The organism is Pandoraea sp. CB10b_02, assembly GCF_002216225.1.
Taxonomy (GTDB): Bacteria; Pseudomonadota; Gammaproteobacteria; order Burkholderiales; family Burkholderiaceae; genus Pandoraea; species Pandoraea nosoerga.
The window spans coordinates 206,204-225,713 of the sequence record NZ_NJGW02000008.1 but is presented as its reverse complement, the minus strand read 5'-3'; the positions used below and the strand labels follow the sequence as shown (position 1 = coordinate 225,713).

Genomic DNA, 19,510 nt, shown 5'->3' with positions numbered 1-19,510 from the left:
GCGATGCGCAATATCCTGCTGTTACTCCTGCTGTTGATTGCCGGGACCTGGTGGATGCGCCACAACGAGCGCAAGCGCGACGCCGAGCGCATGCGTGCGCCGCCGTCCAACGGCGCACGCACGACGGCGCAGCAGTCGCTGCCGCCGGCCGAGCGCATGGTGCGCTGCGACGAATGCGACACCTACCTTCCCGAGAGCGAATCCGTGGCGGGCGCCGGCGGCACGCACTTTTGCAGCGGCGCGCATCGCGACGCCTATCTCGCGCGCGAACGCCGCGCCTGAGCGCGCCCGCGCGAACCGTGCGCGCATCGATACCGCATTCTTCCCTCGCTCTCCTCAAGGCGGCAAGGCGGCGCCAGCGCGCTGCCTTGCACATGCCTGTCGCATGCACTAAAACTCAGTTACCGACCCCATCGACAAGACGCGCGACAAGCCGCGCGACAAGGCGCGCGAAGGGGGGCGACGACAGGAGGGCGCACTATGCTAATGCGCAGACGGATGTATTTCCTTCTTCCCGATCTGGCCAGTGCCCAGCGCACGATGAGCGACTTGCTGCTTGCCCGGATCGAGGAGCGTCACATCCACTTCATGGCGCGTGACGAAATGGACCTGGAGGGACTGCACGAGGCGAACCTGCTTCAGACCTCCGATATCGTGCACGGCGCGGAAGCCGGGCTCGTGATCGGCGGTTTCTGTGGGCTGGCCGTCGGTGCGGTCGCCGCGTTTTTCCCCATCGTGGGTACGCGCCCCCAGTGGGAGCTGATGATCGTGACGGCGCCGCTCGGCGCGCTCTTCGGCGCCTGGGTGTCGAGCATGATCGGCGTGTCGGTGCCGAACTCGCGACTCAAGGCGTTTCGCGAACCGCTCGAGCGCGGCATGATCCTGCTGATGGTGGACGTGCGGGACGGGCGCGTCGACGAGATTCGCGACATGCTCAAGGCGCATCACCCGGAAGCGCACATGGAAGGCGTGGAAGCTGCCATTCCGGCGTTCCCCTGATCGGCGCACACGGCGCGAGGTGACGGATTCGACGACGCAAGAACGGGTTTCATCGGCCGGCAACGGCCCTTGGCGCCGCCCCTGTGAGCGGCGCGGGATGGTGCGCGTGTCGCGCGACACGAGAGCGACGCCATCCCCGGGCGTGGTCACGCCCACGGAAGCCTCTCGGCCAGGTGCGGCGAGAGGCTTCTTCTTTCGCGGCACGCGCGCCCTGGGGCGTCGCCACGCCAAGTGGGCTACAATGCCTCCCCTCGCTCCACGGGAGTTCTTCGTGCCCGTCATGCTCCAGTCATCTCCATCCCCTAAGGTTGCGCTCCGGCGTGAGCCCGCATCCCCGCTTCGCCCGAGACATCCGGATCGTCCTGATCGTCAGGACCGTTCGTGCGACGCCCGCCACGGTGTCGTTGCACCGAGCGCGTTCGTGCGCGCCGCGGCTCCGGCCTCGGCCGCGACGGACCGGGTGTGGGCAGCGGGCGCGTCCGGCGTGCCGTGCGTCGCGGCGTTGGCGCGAGGTGACGCATGAACGCCCCGGACACACTGCCCGTGTTGACGCTCGACGGCGAGGGCTGGGTGCGCGAAGCGGAACATCTGCCGTCGCCGAACTTCGACGCCCGGCCGCAGGGTATGCCGACCGAGCTGCTCGTGGTGCACAACATCTCGCTGCCGCCGGGACAGTTCGGCGGCCCCGAGATCGCGGCGTTCTTCCAGAACCGTCTCGATCACGACGCGCATCCGTTCTTCGACGAGATCCGCGGCGTACACGTCTCGTCGCACTTTCTCGTGCGGCGCGATGGTGCGTTGCAGCAGTTCGTGTCGTGCGACGCGCGTGCGTGGCATGCCGGAGCGTCGTCGTTCGCCGGCCGCACGCGCTGCAACGATTTTTCGATCGGTGTGGAACTCGAAGGCGCCGACGACGTGCCGTTCACGTCCGCGCAGTACGTCACGCTGGCGGCGCTCACGCGGCTGTTGCTTGAGCGTTATCCGATTCGGGCGGTGGCCGGACACGCCGACATAGCGCCGGGGCGCAAGACCGACCCGGGACCGCATTTCGAGTGGCGGCGCTTGCGCAAGATGGCGGGCCTGAGCCCCGCGGCATTGCCGTTTCAGCCGGCCGATTAATCCCCATGCGTGGGTAGGTTTTGCTTGACACGACGGCGCCACGGGCGTTCCCGGCAGTAGAAATTTTTGGGTTTGCGGAGTGCGTCATCTCCACTATACTTAGTGCCAATTCGAGCGCTGACCACTATATCTAGTGGTTGATGTGGAGATCGGCGCCGAAAGCAAAACCCTCAATACCGTGCTTGTCCTGCGGCGTCTCGCGCGGGGCGGCATAGCAGCAAAGCCGTGCAGCGGACACCTCGAACCCTTGGCCGTCCGTCGGTCGTGCGGTGTTCAGCACTTCGCTCCATCGGCGCCCCCCAGGGCGTATTTTTGCCGGCACTGAAACCGGTAGAGACGCGCTAACAGCACCATCTCATTGGAACGGGAGTTTTTTACATGCAGACTAACGAAAACCTCACCCGCCCGAACCCGACGCCTGCGGCGAATGCCGGCAACGGCGCGGGTGCGTCGGCGCCCCAGACCACGGGCGCATTCCAGCCGGCGACCAACGCCGACTACAAAGTGATTCGACGCAACGGCGCGGTGGTGGGTTTCGAGCCGTCGAAGATCGCGATCGCCGTGACCAAGGCGTTCCTGGCCGTCAACGGCGGGCAGGGCGCGGCTTCGGCGCGCGTTCGCGAACTCGTGGAGCAGTTGACGCAGAACGTCGTGCGCGCGCTGGTGCGCAGCCGCCCGAACGGCGGCACCTTCCACATCGAAGACATTCAGGATCAGGTCGAACTGGCGCTCATGCGCGAAGGCGAGCACAACGTGGCGCGCGCCTATGTGCTCTACCGTGAGAAGCGCTCGCAAGAGCGCGCGCACGCGGTCGAGGCCGCGCCGCAGACCGCCACGCCCGCCGCACCGGTGCTGCATGTCACCGACAACGGCGTGAGCCGCCCGCTCGACATGGCCGCCCTGCGCGCCGTGGTGCAGGCCGCTTGCGAGAACCTGGGCAGCGAAGTCGATGCCGAGCCGATCCTCGCCGAGACCATCAAGAACCTGTACGACGGCGTGCCGCTGTCCCAGGTCTACGACTCGGCAATCCTCGCCTCGCGCACCCTGATCGAAAAGGAACCGGCTTACAGCCAGGTCACCGCCCGCATTCTGATGCACACGATTCGCCGCGAGATCCTCGGCGAAGAAGTGCCGCAGGCCGAAATGCCGGCGCGCTACGTCGAGTACTTCCCGCGCTTCATCAAGCAGGGCGTCGAAGCCGAACTGCTCGACGAGCAGCTGCTCTCGTTCGACCTCGCCAAGCTGGGCGCCGCGCTCGACGCCTCGCGCGACCTGCAGTTCAATTACCTGGGACTGCAGACGCTGTACGACCGCTACTTCCTGCACATCGACGGTCACCGCATCGAAATGCCGCAGGCGTTCTACATGCGCGTGGCAATGGGCCTGGCGCTCAACGAAGTCGAGCGGGAAGCGCGCGCGATCGAGTTCTACCAGATCCTGTCGAGCTTCGACTTCATGAGCTCGACGCCGACGCTGTTCAACTCCGGCACGCGTCGCTCGCAACTCTCGTCGTGCTACCTGACGACCGTCTCCGATGATCTGGAAGGCATCTACGAAGCGCTCAAGGAAAATGCGCTGCTCTCGAAGTTCGCCGGCGGCCTGGGCAACGACTGGACGCAGGTGCGCGCGCTCGGCTCGCACATCAAGGGCACGAACGGCAAGAGCCAGGGCGTGGTGCCGTTCCTGAAGGTGGTCAACGACACGGCCGTGGCCGTGAACCAGGGCGGCAAGCGCAAGGGCGCCGTGTGCGCCTATCTGGAAACGTGGCACCTGGACATCGAAGAATTCCTGGAGCTGCGCAAGAACACCGGCGACGATCGTCGCCGCACGCACGACATGAACACGGCGAACTGGATTCCCGATCTGTTCATGAAGCGCGTGATGGAAGGCGGCGAATGGACGCTGTTCTCGCCGTCGACCTGCCCGGATCTGCACGACAAGTACGGCAAGGCCTTCGAGCAGGCTTACACGGCCTATGAAGACAAGGCCGCGCGCGGCGAGATCAAGCTGTTCAAGAAGGTGCCGGCGCAGGCGCTGTGGCGCAAGATGCTGGGCATGCTGTTCGAGACCGGCCATCCGTGGATCACGTTCAAGGATCCGTGCAACATCCGCTCGCCGCAACAGCACGTGGGCGTGGTGCACTCGTCGAACCTGTGCACGGAAATCACGCTCAACACGAGCGACACCGAAATCGCCGTGTGCAACCTCGGTTCGGTGAACCTCGTGGCGCACATGAAGCAGACCGCCAACGGTTACGAGCTCGATCACGAGAAGTTGCAGCGCACCATTCGCGTGGCGATGCGCATGCTCGATAACGTCATCGACATCAACTACTACGCGGTGCCGAAGGCGCGCAATTCGAACCTGCATCACCGTCCGGTGGGCATGGGCATCATGGGCTTCCAGGACTGCCTGCACCTGCTGCGCACGCCGTATGCGTCGCAGGCCGCCGTCGAGTTCGCCGATCGTTCGATGGAAGCCGTGTGCTACTACGCCTACTGGGCGTCGACCGAACTGGCCAAGGAGCGTGGTCAGTATTCATCGTACAAGGGCTCGCTGTGGGACCGCGGCATCCTCCCGCAAGACTCGCTCAAGCTGCTGGCCGAGGAGCGCGGCGGCTACGTGGACGTCGACATGTCGGCCACGCTCGACTGGGACAGCCTGCGCAAGCACATCGCTGCCCACGGCATGCGCAACTCGAACTGCGTGGCGATCGCACCGACCGCGACGATCTCGAACATCATCGGCGTGTCCGCCTGTATCGAGCCGACGTTCCAGAACCTGTACGTGAAGTCGAACCTGTCGGGCGAGTTCACGGTGGTCAACGAGTATCTGGTGCGCGATCTGAAGGCTCGCGGCCTGTGGGACGAAGTGATGGTCGCCGACCTGAAGTACTTCGACGGCTCGCTCTCGCGTATCGACCGCGTACCGGCCGACCTGCGCGAGATCTATGCCACGGCGTTCGAAGTCGAGCCGAAGTGGCTGGTCGAGGCGGCGTCGCGTCGTCAGAAGTGGATCGACCAGGCGCAGTCGCTCAATATCTATATGGCGGGCGCTTCGGGCAAGAAGCTCGACGAGACGTACAAGCTGGCCTGGACGCGCGGCCTGAAGACCACGTACTACCTGCGCACCATGGCCGCCACGCACGTCGAGAAGTCGACGGTGAGCCACGGCGCGCTCAACGCGGTGCCGTCCTCGGGCGGCGTGTCGGGTGGTTTCTCGGCCGAGCCGACTTCGCCGCTGGCCCAGCCGATGCCGGAAGCCGAAGGCGCCGTCTGCACGATGCGTCCGGGCGACCCCGGCTTCGAGGAGTGCGAGGCCTGCCAGTAAGCCGGGTCTGCCGGGGGCCGCATGTGGCGCCCGGCACACGGAAAACCCCGTCGCCCTTGCGGGCCGACGGGGTTTTTTCTTTGCGCGGTGTGCGCCGCGCGGGCGGACAGAGGCGCCGCCGACGGGCGGGCCGGCGCCGTCCCCTTCAGCGCAGATCGATGCGCATTGCGAGGCTGAGCGTCTCGCCGTGCGGCACGACGGTGTGGTCCTCGTCAAACTCGCCCACGCGATGGGTCGACGGTTCCAGGCACAGGTAAGGGCGACCGGCCGGCGAGTGGACGACGAGCCATGCCGCGTCCTCGCTGCGCACGGTGGCCGAGCGCAGGCCGCCGGCGTAGTCGATGCGCGCCTCGAAGCGCCCTGTGTCGGCCGGCACTTCGGCGAACCAGGTGGAGCGGCCCTCGGTGTCGAGTCCGCCGCCCACCGAGACGACTTCGATCGCGCCCACGTGTACGCGTTGCTCGCTCGGCCAGCGCACGTCCTCCGAAGGCGAGCGCCAGACGGCTTCCGACTCGAACGTGAGACGCGCGCCTGCCGGCCAGCGGAAGTACGGGTGCAGACCGAGGCCGGCCGGCATGTCGGCCGTCGACAGGTTGGTGATGGACAACTGCACGTCGACGCCCTGCGCGTCGAGCGTCACGGCGAGGTAGGCCTGGTAGTGCCAGGGCCACTCGGGTTGTGCGGGGCTGTCGAGTTGCAGCACGCAGCAGTGCGGACTCTCGTCGACGACTTCCCACGCGCGACGCAGTCCCCAGCCGTGCAGCGAACTGGACGCCGCCGGCGCCTCGAGAACGGTGATGGCGCGCCCCTGCCAGTGCAGCGTGTCCTCGCGCAGCATATTGGTATACGGCAGCATCGGAAACGCGCCGGCTTTCGGCCATTCGTCCGAGGGGAACGGCTCGTTGCCCAGGGGCACGAGATAGTCGAAATCGTCACCGCGCGTGTCGCGCCGGGCGAGCCGCGAAAGCCGTCCGCCACAGGCCGGCTGGATCTCCGCAATCAGCGTGCCAGCCGACAGGCGGATCGGCTTGCCGGGGGTGAGGGTAAGCGGCGTGGGGCCGGCGGCGGGTGTGCCGGTGCGTGCGCGTTCGGCGTCGGGGGAAGTCATCGTCGGGTTTCTCCTTCATCTGCGTCGAAGATGCGCGCGCCGGAATCTGCCGTTCCGGTTCGCTGCGCGGCGACGCTTGCCGCACAGGATACGCCAATGCCGCGACGACGGCGGCACTGTCGCCGCTAGGCTTCGCACCCGGGCGCGCGAAGGCTGTCGCGAGCGGCCGATTCGTGGCAAGATGCCGGTCCCGCGGCGCCGGATGGCGCCCATCGGGAGAATGGGCGAAAACACTAGGTATAGTGGTTATCGTGCACTGCGACACTATATCTAGTGTCGTTCGCTGGAATGAGTGACACAATTGTGCTAAATTGGAGTCATCCAATTCGACGTCGGGAGGTGAGGATGTTGTGGTGGCTCTCGCGTCGGCATCGTCGTTCAATACAGCGCCATTGCGCATCTGCATCACCTCGAAACACGGCATGACCTCCGGTGAATTTCGCGCGACTCGCGAAAGGCAGCCGGCCGCCGGATCGCAAGTTTTTGGTCGGCCTTCGCACGCGAAGCGCTGATCTGTCACTTCGGCGATGCGCGCTCTTGCGTGTATCGCACCAACCTGAACGGACTGAGACCCTATGCTGAACTGGGAAGAAGACACCTCCATCGCCAAACCCGCCGCACCGGCGGCGCCGCTCTCGCCGCAGCCGAACATTCTCGGCACGCAGGGGGACGCCCCGAGTGTGATCGCCTCGCAGTCGACGCGCCGCGTGAGCGCCTCCGACAAGCGCGTGATCAACGGCACGACGGACGTGAACCAGCTGGTGCCCTTCAAGTACAAGTGGGCCTGGGAAAAGTATCTGGCCGGTTGCGCGAACCATTGGATGCCGCAGGAAATCAACATGTCGCGCGACATCGCCCTGTGGAAGGACCCGAACGGCCTGACCGAAGACGAGCGCCGCATCATCAAGCGCAACCTCGGCTTCTTCGTGACGGCCGACTCGCTCGCCGCGAACAACATCGTGCTGGGCACCTATCGCCACATCACGGCACCGGAGTGCCGCCAGTTCCTGCTGCGTCAGGCGTTCGAAGAGGCGATCCACACCCACGCCTACCAGTACATCGTGGAGAGCCTGGGCCTGGACGAGGGCGAGATCTTCAACGCGTACCACGAAGTGCCGTCGATCCGCGACAAGGACGAGTTCCTGCTGCCGTTCATCGAGGTGGTGGCCGACCCGTCGTTCAAGACCGGCACGCAGGAAGCCGACCAGAAGCTGCTGCGCTCGCTGATCGTGTTCGCCTGCATCATGGAGGGCCTGTTCTTCTACGTCGGCTTCACGCAGATCCTCGCGCTGGGCCGCCAGAACAAGATGACCGGCGCCGCGGAGCAGTACCAGTACATCCTGCGCGACGAGTCGATGCACTGCAACTTCGGCATCGACCTCATCAACCAGGTGAAGCTGGAAAACCCTAACCTCTGGACGCCGGAATTCCGCGAAGAGATCCGCGGTCTGTTCCTGAAGGCCGTCGAGCTCGAGTACCGCTACGCCGAAGACACGATGCCGCGCGGCGTGCTCGGACTGAACGCGGGCATGTTCAAGAGCTATCTGCGCTTCATCGCGAACCGCCGTTGCGCTCAGATCGGTCTCGAGGCGCTCTATCCGAACGAAGAAAATCCGTTCCCGTGGATGAGCGAGATGATCGACCTGAAGAAGGAGCGCAACTTCTTCGAGACGCGTGTGATCGAGTACCAGACCGGCGGCGCACTGAGCTGGGACTGAGCAGGCTGCGGGAAAGGGTTGCTGGCTGCAAAGCCAGCAACCATGCGGTTTTCGAGAGGATGGTGTGTGCGTGCTACGCACGTGTGACTGGCAGCAGGAGAAGCAAAAGAGAACGTGCGGGTCACACACATCCTCCTCGCTCACGCGTCGTGATCGACGCTGCGTGAGTGCTTCGCGCACATCGGCATGCGAGTGCGCTGTGCATCAAATACAACAGATTGACTTCTTCATTGCGATCGATGTGCGCTTTTTTGTGCGCAAAGTATTAACATCGCATCACAAAAGAATTATTATTCGCTCAAATAAATTGCAGTCTCGATGAACACACGAAAGCGTGCATCGCTTTCCTCCCGCGACAGAGAGCTGGTAGTTACGGAGCGTAAAAACCTTGGTGCATAGCAAGCAGTATCGCTTATCCGCTATCGCAATCTCCTCCATCCCGATGACGGGACAGGCAAGCTACCCCCCGAAGAATCTGGCGAATCCCCTTTCTCAAGACAATCGAATTGCTGGCGGCAATGTCGCCGGCAATTTTTTTGCGCGCGTGAGCACACACGGTTCGCATCGCGCGCGCAGCGCCGAATTCATTAGCGTAAGCCGTCGATGTCCGATGCGTACGCCGATGAATAGCCCGCTCGCCGGCAGTTCGCCGCACGGTGGTCGGGTTTCCTTCTCAGGTGGTTTGTTTGAGTGATCTCTCACGTTAAGGAGTAATGTGATGGCTACTACTGCTAAGAAAAAACCTGCAGCCAAGAAGGCTGCCGCCAAGAAGCCGGTAGCGAAGAAGGCTGCCGCCGCCAAGAAGCCGGTCGCGAAGAAGGCCGTGGCCGCCAAGAAGCCGGTCGCGAAGAAGGCCGCAGCTGCCAAGAAGCCGGCAGCCAAGAAGGTCGCCGCCAAGAAGCCGGTCGCCAAGAAAGCAGCAGTGAAGAAGGTCGCCGCCAAGAAGCCGGCAGCCAAGAAGGCAGCAGTGAAGAAGGTCGCCGCCAAGAAGCCGGCAGCCAAGAAGGCAGCAGTCAAGAAAGTCGCCGCCAAGAAGCCGGCAGCCAAGAAGGCAGCAGTGAAGAAGGTCGCCGCCAAGAAGCCGGCAGCCAAGAAGGCAGCGGCGAAGAAGGTCGCAGCCAAGAAGCCTGCTGCGAAGAAGGCTGTCGCCAAGAAGCCTGCTGCGAAGAAGGCTGCTGCCAAGAAGCCTGCTGCGAAGAAGGCCGCGGTGAAGAAGGTTGCCGCCAAGCCTGCCGCTGCCGCCGCTGCTCCCGCACCGGCGCCCGCAGCAGCCAAGACGGCGTTGAACCCGGCAGCGGCATGGCCGTTCCCGACCGGCAGCCGTCCGTAATCCGAGTGCCGATGCAGGAACCAAGGCACTTCGGTGTCTTTTGATCGAGTAGGCCTACTCGATCCGAAACCCGCTGTGATGCTTACGTGTCACAGCGGGTTTTTTCATGGCCGTCGTCTCGCCGCCTTGCGATACCGCTTCCCTGCGGGCGCCGCATTCGCCGCGCGCCGTACTGAAGCGCCGAAGGTCAGTGCGTCACACGCGTCACACCGCCGCTCGAGAGCAGGCGTACTCGCTGGCCCGGTTGAAAGGCCTCGTCGGCGTCCTGCGTGATCGCACGCAGCTCACCGTTGTCCAGTCGCACGGTGATTTCCAGACCCGCCTTCTTGCTCATGCGGCTTTCGATGGCCTGCCCGGCAACCGCGCCCAGCAGACCGCCGACGATGCCCGTCGCGATCGAGCCGCGACCGCCGCCGATCGCGCTGCCGCCGATCGCACCGAGCGCGCCGCCGCCGGCGATGCCCAGAATGCCGGGGTCGCCGTTGCTGCTGTCGATCGTCACCGGACGCACCGATTCGACCGTACCCATGCGGACGACCTGTTCACGTTGTGCCTGACGGCTACTGTAGACGCTCGCGGAGTTGCTCGGCCCGAACGCCGTGCAGGCGGACAGGGTGAGCGAAGCCGCGGCGGTGAGAAGAATGAGCGGTGTGGTCAGTCGTGCCATCGTTGTGCCTTAATCAATTCACTCGAAGCGGTGGCCGAACGCTTCTTCGTATTGCGCCTCGATCTCGGCGCGCGTGGGTGCATACGTCTGCGGACCCTGCTCGGCGATCTTGAGCGAGCCCATCAGGCTGGCCAGGCGGCCGGTGGTCGGCCAGTCGAGGCCCTTTTCGATGCCATAGAGCAGACCGCCACGGAATGCGTCGCCGCAACCGGTGGGGTCGACGACACGCTTGGCGGTCACGGCCGGAATGTCGTGCTGCTTGCCGCCGGCGAAGATCAGGGCCCCGTGCTCTCCGCGCGTGACGACAAGTGCCTCGACGCGCGACTGCAGGTCTTCCATCGACCAGCCGGTCTTCGTGGCGAGGAGCTTGGCTTCGTAGTCGTTGACCGCAAGATAAGTAGCGAGTTCCACCATGCGACGCAGTGCCTCGGGCGAGAGCAGCGGCAGACCCTGGCCCGGGTCGAACACGAACGGCACGCCGGCGGCGGCAAAACCTTCGGCATGCGCGAGCATGGCGTCCGGCGCGTCGGGCGCGACGATGCCGAGCTTTGCGCCCTGCACATCGGCCACGCGGTTCTGCGACGAGAACATCATCGCACCCGGGTGGAAGGCGGTGATCTGGTTGTTGTCGAGATCGGTCGTGATCATCGCGTTGGCCGTCATGCTGCCGGAGACGGTGCGCACGAATTCCGTGGTCATGCCGAGTGACTGGAAGCGCTCGAGATACGCCGCGCCATCCTCGCCGACGGTGGCCATGACAACCGGCTTGCCGCCGAGCAGATGCAGGCTGTAGCCGATGTTGCCCGCGCAGCCGCCGAAGTTGCGGCGCATCGTCGGCACCAGAAAGCTGACGTTCAGGATGTGCACCTGATCGGGCAGGATGTGCTCGCCGAAGCGGCCTTCGAAGGTCATGATGTTGTCGTAGGCGAGCGAGCCGCAGATCACGGTAGTCACGGAATGGGTCCTTGCGAAAGAATGGATGGGGGGCTGAAGGGCGGCTCTGTCAAACCGCGGGCCGGCGCCTCGCACCGATGCGCGTCGGCGATGTCACGCGGCCGATGCCGCCGGTGCGCCCGGGTGCGCCGCGACGCGCCCGCCGGCGCGGGGCATTGCATGCACCGGGTGCACTGGAAGGAACGCCGGCGCTTACTTGGCGGCAAGCGCTGCGTCGTAGTTCGGTTCGTTCTTGATTTCCGACACGAGCTCCGAATGGACGACGCGATTGTCCGCGTCAAGCACGATGACGGCGCGCGCCGCGACACCGGCGAGCGGCCCGGTGGCAATTGCCACACCGTAGTTCTTGAGGAACTCGCGACCGCGCATGGTCGAGAGCGGGATGACGTTGTTGAGCCCTTCGGTGGCGCAGAAGCGGCTCATCGCGAACGGCAGGTCGGCCGAAATGACCAGTACGACGGTGTTCTCGAGCTTGCTGGCGGCTTCGTTGAACTTGCGGGTGGACGTGGCGCAGGTCGGCGTATCCAGGCTCGGCACGATGTTGAGCACCTTGCGCTTGCCAACGAAGTCGTCGAGCGAGACGTCCTGCAGTTTGGCGTTGACCAGCTTGAAGGCCGGCGCGGTCTGCCCCGGCTGCGGGAACTGGCCGTCAACTTCGATGGGGTTGCCCCCGAGCGTGACTTGGGACATCGATATCTCCTAGGTTGAGTGCGGCAGCGCGTGTCAGGGATAGAACGCGAGCACCCGATAGTTACTGGCCAGCGCTGCCTGCGCCGACAATCGTAACCGAATCGTGCGTTCGTTGCGCGGTGCCAGGCCGGCGTCGCGCAACGCGGCGTCGGCCACGTAGTCGCTCGCCGCGAAAACCCGTCGCACGACCGGCTTGCCGTCGATGTCCGACAGCGTCAGTTCGAGCGACGGCCAGGCGAGCGCATGGTCCGCCTGGTTGCGGATGAAGACGGTGAGCGTCATCGGGACCGTGTCGTTCGGCCGGGCCGTTGGATCGGCTGCGGCCTCGGATGCCGCGTCGGCGGTTGCATCGGAGGTTGCGGCATTTGTAGCGTTCGCGTCGGGGGCGTCGGTGACGAGCGTGACGCCCGAGATCTGAATCATGTCCGGCTGGCGCGGCGGCGCAACCGTCACGTGCAGCGGACGGCCGATTGCCGCGAGCACGCCGCGCAAGGCCGGTACGCGGTCGACGAGCGCGGCGCGCTCGAGCCACGCCCATTGCGCGAGCAGTCCGATGATCGCCAGGGCAAGCAGCGCTCGCCATACCACGCGCGCCGCGCCGTGGCGGGTCGCCGGGTCGCGGCCGCCGGTGAACGTCTTCGGCGGTTGCGGCGTCGCATAGGCGGGCGCAGTTGTCGGCGCACGCAACGCAGTGAGGTCGTCGTCCATATAGCGCCCGGGGCCGTGCTGCATCTGGGCGCGACTCTCATCGGGCGCGCCCAGCAGCGCGGCGATGGCCGTGGGCGTGAGCATTTCGGGAACCGGCGGCCTCGTATGGGCGGGCCCGGCGGCGGGCGCGGTCGGGGCCGATGTGCCCGGCGAGCCGCCGGTGTCCGTGGCGGCGGGCGTGTCGGGTACGGCGGGAGCAGCCTCTGGTGTCTCCGGTGTCCCCGGCGCGGCCGGACTGTCGCCGGCGATCTCGTCGTTCGGCGGTTCGCACAGATAGGTGCGTCCGTCGAACACTTCACGGCAGTTGCCGCAACGCACGAGACCGTCGCGCAGCTTGAGCTGATCCGCGACGACGCGAAAGACGGTGTGGCAATGGGGGCAGCGGGTGGCGAGAACGCGCGAGGACTGGGTCATGGGAGTCGGCGCGTCGTCGTCGGCTCAGCGCGCGGCCTGCCCGTGCAGGCAGACCCAGCCATCGTGAGCGCGCCAGACCGCCATCTGCATGTAAGGCGCGTAGGCCGCGATCACTTCGTCGGCCTGCCGCTCGAGCACGCCGGACAGCGCGAGCCGCCCTCCGGGGGCGACGCGCGACGTCAGCATCGACGCGAGCAGCTTGAGCGGATTCGACAGGATGTTCGCGACCACGACATGGAATTGGCCGTCGCGCAGTTCGTCGGGCAGTCCGTATTCGACCGGCGCATGATTGCGCTCGCTGTTGTAGCGCGCCGATTCGACCGCCTGCGGGTCGATATCGATGCCGATGACCGGATCCGCGCCGCACTTGCGCGCGAGAATAGCCAGGATGCCCGAGCCGCAGCCATAGTCGAGCAACGACTGTCCGGGCTGCACGTGCTGTTCCAGCCACTCCATGCAAAGACGCGTGGTCGGATGGCTGCCCGTGCCGAACGCGAGGCCCGGATCGAGTTCGAGCACGAGGGCGTCGGCATCAGGCGCGTCGTGCCACGACGGCACGACCCAGATGCGCTGGCCGATCTGCATCGGCTCGAATTGCGATTGCGTAAGGCGTACCCAGTCCTGCTCCTCGACCTCGCGCAGCGTATACGCCGGCGACTGGCCGAGACCCAGTTCGTTGACGGCCGCCGCGAGCAGCACGGCGGCGTCCTGGTCCTCACCCACGAGGGCCACCACGCGCGAGCGCTGCCACGCGGTGTCCTTCGGAGTGAGTCCCGGCTCGCCGAACATCGGTTGCTCGTCGGGCGTGTCCGCGTCCGCGTCTTCCACGGACACCGACAGCGCGCCCAGATCGAGCAGGGCGTCCGACAGGGCCTCGGCCTGGGCGCGGGCAACTTCAACGACGAGTTCGCGATACATGACGAGCGTTTCCTGCTTCGATGTGAGGCTCAATTGCCGCCGACGGCAGACTTCTGCGCCAGCTTGTGTTCCAGATAGTGAATGCTCGTGCCGCCTTCGACAAACTTGGCGTCGAGCATCAACTCCCGGTGCAGCGGAATGTTCGTCTGGATCCCTTCGATCACGATTTCCGACAGCGCCACGCGCATGCGGCGGATCGCCTGCTCGCGCGTTGCACCGTAGGCGATCAGCTTGCCGATCATCGAATCGTAGTTGGGCGGCACGAAGTAGCCGTTGTACGCGTGCGAGTCGACGCGAATGCCGGGGCCGCCCGGCATGTGCCAGGAGGTGATGCGGCCCGGCGACGGCGTGAACCTGAACGGGTCTTCCGCGTTGATGCGGCACTCGATGGCGTGGCCCTGGAACTGGATGTCGCGCTGGCGGTAGGCGAGCTTCTCGCCGGCGGCGATGCGAATCTGCTCCTGCACGATGTCGACGCCCGTGATCATCTCCGTGACCGGGTGTTCGACCTGCACGCGGGTGTTCATCTCGATGAAGTAGAACTCGCCGTTCTCGTACAGGAATTCGAAGGTGCCGGCGCCAACGTAGCCCATCTTCTTGCACGCGTCGGCGCAGCGATCGCCGATGCGCTCGATGAGGCGACGCGGAATCAGCGGCGCGGTCGCCTCTTCGATCACCTTCTGGTGACGGCGCTGCATCGAGCAGTCGCGCTCGCCCAACCAGATGGCGTTCTTGTGCTTGTCGGCCAGCACCTGGATTTCGATATGGCGCGGGTTCTCGAGGAACTTCTCCATATACACTTCCGGGTTGCCGAAAGCGCGGCCGGCTTCTTCACGCGTCATGTTGACCGCGTTCACTAGCGCGGCTTCGGTATGCACCACGCGCATGCCGCGCCCGCCGCCGCCACCTGCGGCCTTGATGATCACCGGATAGCCGATCTGGCGTGCAATACGCACGATTTCCTTGGGATCTTCGGGCAACGCGCCTTCCGAGCCCGGCACACACGGCACGCCGGTCTTGATCATCGTCTGCTTGGCCGAGACCTTGTCGCCCATCAGGCGGATGGTGTCGGGGCGCGGGCCGATGAAGGTGAAGCCCGATTGCTCTACGCGCTCGGCGAAGTCGGCGTTCTCCGAGAGGAAGCCGTAGCCCGGGTGAATCGCCTGGGCGTCGGTGACTTCGGCCGCGCTGATGAGCGCTGGCATGTTCAGGTAGCTCTGGGCCGAGGGGGCCGGGCCGATACAGACGGACTCGTCGGCGAGCTTGACGTACTTGGCGTCCTTGTCGGCTTCGGAATAGACCACCACGGTCTTGATGCCCATCTCGCGGCACGCGCGTTGGATGCGCAGGGCGATTTCGCCGCGGTTGGCGATGAGGATTTTTTCAAACATTATGTGCAGTCCTGCCCGTAAGGGGAGAGGAGCGGGGCCGGACGCCCCGTGCTGTCGAGCGGCGGCGCCGGCGTCCGACAACCGGCATTAGCCGATCACGAACAGCGGTTGACCGTATTCCACGGCCTGACCGTTCTCGACGAGGATTTCCTTGATCACGCCGGCCTTGTCCGACTCGATCTCGTTGAGCAGCTTCATCGCCTCGATGATGCAGAGCGTCTGGCCTTCCTTGACCGAGTCGCCCACCTGCACGAACGCGTCGGCGCCCGGCGAGGGTGCCCGGTAGAACGTACCGACCATCGGCGACGTCACGACGTGACCCTGCGGCTGTGCCGGGGCGGCCGGCGCGACCGGCGCCGCGGGCGCGGCTGCGGGCGCCGGCGCGGCGGCCTGCGGCGCGGCGGCCGGCATGGCCATCTGCACCGGCGCGGCGATCACCTGCGGCGGCGCCTTGACGATGCGGACCTTGCCCTCGCCTTCGGTGACTTCGAGTTCGGAAATACCCGATTCGGCCACGAGGTCGATCAACGTCTTGAGTTTGCGCAAATCCATGAAGGAAGCTCCTTGATTCGGTGTCGACGCGGGGCAACGCCCCGCGAGGGAAGATAGGGGATGAAAGGGACTACCCGCCGGCGAGGCGCCGCAGGGCAAAATCGAGTGCGTAGACGTAGCCGCGCCAGCCCAGGCCGCAGATCACGCCTTGCGCAATGTCGGAAAGGTACGAGTGATGCCGGAAGGCTTCGCGCGCATGAACGTTCGAGAGATGAACCTCGACGAACGGGATGCCGACGCCGGACAGCGCGTCGCGGATGGCCACACTGGTATGGGTGTAGGCCGCCGGGTTGATGACGATGAAGTCGATCGACTCACCGCGCGCCGCCTGAATCCGGTCAACCAGGGCACCTTCGTGATTACTCTGGAATGTCGCCACCTGCGCACCGGCCGCCTGGGCGTGAGCCTCCAGGGCCTGGTCGATGTCCACCAGCGTCGTGCGACCGTACACCTCCGGCTCGCGAGTGCCGAGCAGGTTCAGGTTGGGGCCGTGGAGCACGAGAATGCGGTGAGGCATTGGCGAATCAAATTTCACGAAATTGGGCGCAATTAAACGCCAGTTGGTCGATTTTGTCCAGTGGGGCGAAAAACGGCCCGCGCCGGCCGGCTTCGGCAGGGGTTCCCGCAATGTCAGGCTTCGAGGGCGCCCGTTGGCCGTGCGCGGCTATGCAGATCGACGGGGTCAGATCAGTGGCCGGAGCGCCGTGCGCACCTCGTCCGGCGTGATTCGGCCGAGCTTCTCGTAGTGCAGACGGCCCTGAGCGTCCACCACGACAGTGAAGGGCAGCGCGCCGGCCTTGTTGCCCAGCGCGCGCGCCAGATCGGTGCCTGCGTAGCCGGCCACCAGCAGTGGGTAGTCGACCTTCACCTTCTGCTCGAAAGCGATCATGTTCTGCGCCGAATCGATGCCAATCCCCACAAATTGCACGTTTTTGCTGCCGTATTCCGTGGAAAGGGCCTGCAGGTCCGGCATTTCCTCCACGCACGGGCCGCACCACGGCGCCCAGAAGTTGACCACGAGCGTCTTGCCTCGCCACTGCGAGACGGCCTGTTCATTACCGCGCAGGTCCGGCAGGCGAGTCGCCAGCAACTGCGCGACGGCGGCGTCGGTCGCCCCGCTCGACTGCTGGCTTCGATGGCCGAACCAGAACCCCGCGCCCAACCCCACGAGCGCGAGGAGCAACAGAATCACAATGCGTTTTGCCATGATGGTAAAGACGGTAAAGGCGGTAAAGGGCGGGTGAAAGCGTCCGAAAAGTACGATAAACGAAAAACAGCCCCCCAATGGCGGAGAAAGGAGGGCGATCCAAGCCGACCCAAGCCGATTCAAACTAATTCAGACCGATCTACACCGGTCTCGCTTCGATCCGCCGACGCCTCAGCCGCTATGGGCAGCCTGCCTGGCCTCGGTCTCCGCGATGAGGGTACGCAATCCTTCCGCGTCCGTGCGCACGGCCCGTCCGTTGCCGTCGGTCGCCTTGAGCGCGCCGCGCATGTCGTCGAGCGAATACAGCGACAGATGCACGCCGACCGGCTCACGCCGCTGACCCCGTATGCGCCACAGAAAGCTCAGGGTCTCGACCATGCCCCGGCCGTTGAAGTGGCGGGTCTCGGAGACTTCGTAGTCAATGCCCCGATTAAGCAGATCGATGGCCACTTCCTTCGGGTTGTCGCAAAAAGCCTGCAGATAGACGTCGGATAGCGCCGTGGCGGTGCCATTGTATACAGCGCCGGTGATATAAGGCCGGTAGCGGGCGAGTTCCGTCATGACCGCGAGCGCGACTTCGCGCAGGTGGGCTAGTTCTGCCGGTTGCGTATCAGAAAGGAATGTTTGCACGTATTCGCGCACTTCCGCCTCGATCTGATCGTTATCTGGCAGCAATTCGCCCGCAATGCGGTTCTCGCCAGTGACCTGCCTGGCCGCCTTGCGCTTGGCCATGGCGTAGTCCGCGCCCTCCTCGGCGATGAGGCGGGCCGCGGCCAGGGCGATTTCTTCGCGCAGGCGCTGGGCGTCGTTCCAGGATTTGCGTGTCATGCCGTCGATGATACCCGAAAGGCGTTGCCCGCCTCGCCGCAGGTACAATGGAGCCCTTGGCTTTGCACTACCCCGATTCCGGTACGGGTTCGCCCCGTCCCTCACCACGCTCCCCATCCATGCATATTCATATTCTTGGCATCTGCGGCACGTTCATGGGCGGTCTGGCGGTTCTGGCGCGTCAGGCCGGCCACACCGTCACGGGTTGCGATGCCAATGTCTATCCGCCGATGAGCACCCAGCTCGAGGCGCAGGGCATTCGCCTGATCGAGGGTTTCGACGCCGATCAGGTCTCGCTCAAGCCCGACCTGTTCGTCATCGGCAACGTCGTGTCGCGCGGCAATGCGCTGATGGAAGAGATTCTGAACCGCAATCTGCCGTACACGTCGGGCCCGCAATGGCTCGGCGAGCACGTGCTCTCCAGGAAGTGGGTCCTCGCGGTCGCCGGCACGCACGGCAAGACGACCACGACCTCGATGCTGGCGTGGATCCTGGAGGACGCCGGTTATCACCCCGGCTTTCTCGTCGGCGGCGTGCCGATGAACTTCGGCATCTCGGCGCGGCTTACCGACAGCGACTTCTTCGTGATCGAGGCCGACGAGTACGACACGGCGTTCTTCGACAAGCGCTCGAAGTTCGTCCACTACCACCCGCGCACGGCCATCCTGAACAATCTCGAATTCGATCATGCCGACATCTTTCCGGATCTCGGCGCGATCGAGACCCAGTTTCACCATCTGGTGCGTACCGTGCCGGGGCAGGGCCGTCTCGTCGTCAACGGGCGCGAAGGCGCGTTGGAGCGGGTGCTGGGGCGCGGCTGCTGGAGCGAAGTGGAACGCTTCGGCGTGGAAGACGGCTGGCATGTCGCGCACGCCAACGATTCGCTCGCCGGCGGGCAGGAGTCGTTCTGGGTTCACCACGGTCCGGCGGCCGCGGGAGAGGTGAAGTGGTCGCTGCAGGGCGAACACAACCGGATGAATGCGCTCGCGGCCATCGCCGCCGCCCGCCATGTCGGCGTACCGGCGGAGCAGGCGGCCGCGTCGTTGGGCAAATTCCAGAACGTCAAGCGACGCATGGAAGTGCGCGGCGTGGCGAACGGCGTGACCGTGTATGACGATTTTGCCCACCACCCGACGGCCATCCAGACCACACTGGCCGGCCTGCGGCGCCGCGCGGGCAATGCCCGCATTCTGGCCGTGCTCGAACCCCGCTCGAACACGATGAAGCTCGGCGTGATGAAGGCGCAATTGCCCGCCAGCCTCGCTGACGCCGACCTCGTCTTCGGCTACGGCGCCCCGTCCGGCAAGGACGCGCTGGGCTGGAACCTTGCCGACGCGCTGGCCCCACTCGGCGCGCGCGCGCAGGCGTTTAGCGAGATCGACGGCCTTGTGCGCGCGGTCAGTGCCGCGGCGCAGCCAGGCGACCAGATCGTGGTGATGAGCAACGGCGGATTCGGCGGCATTCATCAGAAGCTGCTCGATGCGCTCGCCGCGCATGCCTGATGGGCTTTCGTCGACGCGGGCGGGCGTGAGCGCGCCCGAGACGGGCCGAACGCCTCGACACGCCCGGACACGCCT

At 65.4% G+C, this 19,510-nt stretch carries 19 protein-coding genes; 8 read left to right on the top strand and 11 right to left on the bottom strand.

Features of this window, described 5'->3' with window-relative positions; all coding sequences use genetic code 11:
- Positions 1-3: 3 nt before the first annotated feature.
- From CDN36_RS11280 to CDN36_RS11265, 4 genes are all read left to right on the top strand, one after another.
- Positions 4-282 carry a PP0621 family protein gene (locus CDN36_RS11280; RefSeq protein ID WP_150557165.1) on the top strand — a complete coding sequence of 93 codons (279 nt, stop codon included), beginning with the start codon at positions 4-6 and terminating at the stop codon, positions 280-282.
- A 204-nt stretch (positions 283-486) separates the two neighbouring features.
- Positions 487-999, top strand: coding sequence for a DUF1269 domain-containing protein (locus CDN36_RS11275; protein ID WP_150557213.1), 513 nt, complete (start codon positions 487-489; stop codon positions 997-999).
- 519 nt (positions 1,000-1,518) lie between these two features.
- Positions 1,519-2,118 carry a 1,6-anhydro-N-acetylmuramyl-L-alanine amidase AmpD gene (gene ampD / locus CDN36_RS11270; protein ID WP_150557164.1) on the top strand — a complete coding sequence of 200 codons (600 nt, stop codon included), beginning with the start codon at positions 1,519-1,521 and terminating at the stop codon, positions 2,116-2,118.
- Between the two features lie 378 nt (positions 2,119-2,496).
- Positions 2,497-5,448, top strand: a complete 2,952-nt coding sequence (locus CDN36_RS11265) for a ribonucleoside-diphosphate reductase subunit alpha (RefSeq protein WP_150557163.1) — start codon at positions 2,497-2,499, stop codon at positions 5,446-5,448.
- A 145-nt stretch (positions 5,449-5,593) separates the two neighbouring features.
- Here CDN36_RS11265 and CDN36_RS11260 read toward each other — a convergent pair whose 3' ends face one another.
- Positions 5,594-6,556: an aldose 1-epimerase gene (locus CDN36_RS11260; protein ID WP_287496753.1), complete on the bottom strand. Its 963-nt coding sequence runs from the start codon at positions 6,554-6,556 to the stop codon at positions 5,594-5,596.
- 575 nt (positions 6,557-7,131) lie between these two features.
- On the opposite strand from CDN36_RS11260, the gene CDN36_RS11255 reads away from it, so the two are divergent.
- The 3 genes from CDN36_RS11255 (at position 7,132) to CDN36_RS11245 (ending at position 9,604) form a co-directional block, all read left to right on the top strand.
- Entirely contained in the window at positions 7,132-8,274 is a 1,143-nt protein-coding gene (locus CDN36_RS11255) for a ribonucleotide-diphosphate reductase subunit beta (RefSeq protein ID WP_150557161.1), read from the top strand.
- A 388-nt stretch (positions 8,275-8,662) separates the two neighbouring features.
- On the top strand, positions 8,663-8,968 hold the full coding sequence (locus CDN36_RS11250; protein WP_150557160.1) for a hypothetical protein: 306 nt from the start codon (positions 8,663-8,665) through the stop codon (positions 8,966-8,968).
- Positions 8,969-8,992: 24 nt separating this feature from the next.
- Entirely contained in the window at positions 8,993-9,604 is a 612-nt protein-coding gene (locus tag CDN36_RS11245; protein WP_287496752.1) for a histone H1-like DNA-binding protein, read from the top strand.
- A gap of 187 nt (positions 9,605-9,791) precedes the next feature.
- On the opposite strand, the gene CDN36_RS11240 is transcribed toward CDN36_RS11245, so the two are convergent.
- The 10 genes from CDN36_RS11240 to CDN36_RS11195 form a co-directional block, all read right to left on the bottom strand.
- Positions 9,792-10,271: an outer membrane lipoprotein gene (locus CDN36_RS11240; protein WP_150557158.1), complete on the bottom strand. Its 480-nt coding sequence runs from the start codon at positions 10,269-10,271 to the stop codon at positions 9,792-9,794.
- 18 nt (positions 10,272-10,289) lie between these two features.
- Positions 10,290-11,225 carry a carbohydrate kinase family protein gene (locus CDN36_RS11235; RefSeq protein WP_150557157.1) on the bottom strand — a complete coding sequence of 312 codons (936 nt, stop codon included), beginning with the start codon at positions 11,223-11,225 and terminating at the stop codon, positions 10,290-10,292.
- A gap of 192 nt (positions 11,226-11,417) precedes the next feature.
- Positions 11,418-11,915 carry a thiol peroxidase gene (tpx, locus tag CDN36_RS11230; protein ID WP_287496751.1) on the bottom strand — a complete coding sequence of 166 codons (498 nt, stop codon included), beginning with the start codon at positions 11,913-11,915 and terminating at the stop codon, positions 11,418-11,420.
- A 33-nt stretch (positions 11,916-11,948) separates the two neighbouring features.
- Positions 11,949-13,037: a DUF3426 domain-containing protein gene (locus CDN36_RS11225; protein WP_287496750.1), complete on the bottom strand. Its 1,089-nt coding sequence runs from the start codon at positions 13,035-13,037 to the stop codon at positions 11,949-11,951.
- Between the two features lie 24 nt (positions 13,038-13,061).
- Complete coding sequence (prmA, locus tag CDN36_RS11220; protein WP_150557154.1) at positions 13,062-13,955, bottom strand: 50S ribosomal protein L11 methyltransferase; 894 nt, start codon at positions 13,953-13,955, stop codon at positions 13,062-13,064.
- Between the two features lie 29 nt (positions 13,956-13,984).
- Positions 13,985-15,346: an acetyl-CoA carboxylase biotin carboxylase subunit gene (accC, locus tag CDN36_RS11215; protein ID WP_150557153.1), complete on the bottom strand. Its 1,362-nt coding sequence runs from the start codon at positions 15,344-15,346 to the stop codon at positions 13,985-13,987.
- Positions 15,347-15,433: 87 nt separating this feature from the next.
- Positions 15,434-15,898 carry an acetyl-CoA carboxylase biotin carboxyl carrier protein gene (gene accB / locus CDN36_RS11210; protein WP_206111207.1) on the bottom strand — a complete coding sequence of 155 codons (465 nt, stop codon included), beginning with the start codon at positions 15,896-15,898 and terminating at the stop codon, positions 15,434-15,436.
- 70 nt (positions 15,899-15,968) lie between these two features.
- Positions 15,969-16,415: a type II 3-dehydroquinate dehydratase gene (aroQ, locus tag CDN36_RS11205; RefSeq protein WP_150554819.1), complete on the bottom strand. Its 447-nt coding sequence runs from the start codon at positions 16,413-16,415 to the stop codon at positions 15,969-15,971.
- A 165-nt stretch (positions 16,416-16,580) separates the two neighbouring features.
- Entirely contained in the window at positions 16,581-17,105 is a 525-nt protein-coding gene (locus tag CDN36_RS11200) for a TlpA family protein disulfide reductase (RefSeq protein WP_150554818.1), read from the bottom strand.
- Between the two features lie 171 nt (positions 17,106-17,276).
- Positions 17,277-17,933 carry a UDP-N-acetylmuramate--alanine ligase gene (locus tag CDN36_RS11195; protein WP_287496773.1) on the bottom strand — a complete coding sequence of 219 codons (657 nt, stop codon included), beginning with the start codon at positions 17,931-17,933 and terminating at the stop codon, positions 17,277-17,279.
- A 119-nt stretch (positions 17,934-18,052) separates the two neighbouring features.
- On the opposite strand from CDN36_RS11195, the gene mpl reads away from it, so the two are divergent.
- Positions 18,053-19,435 (top strand): UDP-N-acetylmuramate:L-alanyl-gamma-D-glutamyl-meso-diaminopimelate ligase, encoded by a 1,383-nt coding sequence (mpl, locus tag CDN36_RS11190; RefSeq protein WP_150554817.1) that lies wholly within the window; start codon positions 18,053-18,055, stop codon positions 19,433-19,435.
- Positions 19,436-19,510 lie beyond the last annotated feature (75 nt).

Excerpts from the sequence above, each read along its gene's own strand:
- prmA (WP_150557154.1), bottom strand. The coding sequence starts at position 13,955 with ATGTATCGCGAACTCGTCGTTGAAGTTGCCCGCGCCCAGGCCGAGGCC.
- ampD (WP_150557164.1), top strand. The coding sequence starts at position 1,519 with ATGAACGCCCCGGACACACTGCCCGTGTTGACGCTCGACGGCGAGGGC.
- CDN36_RS11200 (WP_150554818.1), bottom strand. The coding sequence starts at position 17,105 with ATGGCAAAACGCATTGTGATTCTGTTGCTCCTCGCGCTCGTGGGGTTG.
- CDN36_RS11195 (WP_287496773.1), bottom strand. The coding sequence starts at position 17,933 with ATGACACGCAAATCCTGGAACGACGCCCAGCGCCTGCGCGAAGAAATC.
- tpx (WP_287496751.1), bottom strand. The coding sequence starts at position 11,915 with ATGTCCCAAGTCACGCTCGGGGGCAACCCCATCGAAGTTGACGGCCAG.
- CDN36_RS11280 (WP_150557165.1), top strand. The coding sequence starts at position 4 with ATGCGCAATATCCTGCTGTTACTCCTGCTGTTGATTGCCGGGACCTGG.
- CDN36_RS11255 (WP_150557161.1), top strand. The coding sequence starts at position 7,132 with ATGCTGAACTGGGAAGAAGACACCTCCATCGCCAAACCCGCCGCACCG.
- aroQ (WP_150554819.1), bottom strand. The coding sequence starts at position 16,415 with ATGCCTCACCGCATTCTCGTGCTCCACGGCCCCAACCTGAACCTGCTC.
- mpl (WP_150554817.1), top strand. The coding sequence starts at position 18,053 with ATGCATATTCATATTCTTGGCATCTGCGGCACGTTCATGGGCGGTCTG.
- CDN36_RS11245 (WP_287496752.1), top strand. The coding sequence starts at position 8,993 with ATGGCTACTACTGCTAAGAAAAAACCTGCAGCCAAGAAGGCTGCCGCC.
- CDN36_RS11225 (WP_287496750.1), bottom strand. The coding sequence starts at position 13,037 with ATGACCCAGTCCTCGCGCGTTCTCGCCACCCGCTGCCCCCATTGCCAC.
- CDN36_RS11260 (WP_287496753.1), bottom strand. The coding sequence starts at position 6,556 with ATGACTTCCCCCGACGCCGAACGCGCACGCACCGGCACACCCGCCGCC.
- CDN36_RS11240 (WP_150557158.1), bottom strand. The coding sequence starts at position 10,271 with ATGGCACGACTGACCACACCGCTCATTCTTCTCACCGCCGCGGCTTCG.
- CDN36_RS11275 (WP_150557213.1), top strand. The coding sequence starts at position 487 with ATGCGCAGACGGATGTATTTCCTTCTTCCCGATCTGGCCAGTGCCCAG.
- accC (WP_150557153.1), bottom strand. The coding sequence starts at position 15,346 with ATGTTTGAAAAAATCCTCATCGCCAACCGCGGCGAAATCGCCCTGCGC.
- CDN36_RS11265 (WP_150557163.1), top strand. The coding sequence starts at position 2,497 with ATGCAGACTAACGAAAACCTCACCCGCCCGAACCCGACGCCTGCGGCG.
- accB (WP_206111207.1), bottom strand. The coding sequence starts at position 15,898 with ATGGATTTGCGCAAACTCAAGACGTTGATCGACCTCGTGGCCGAATCG.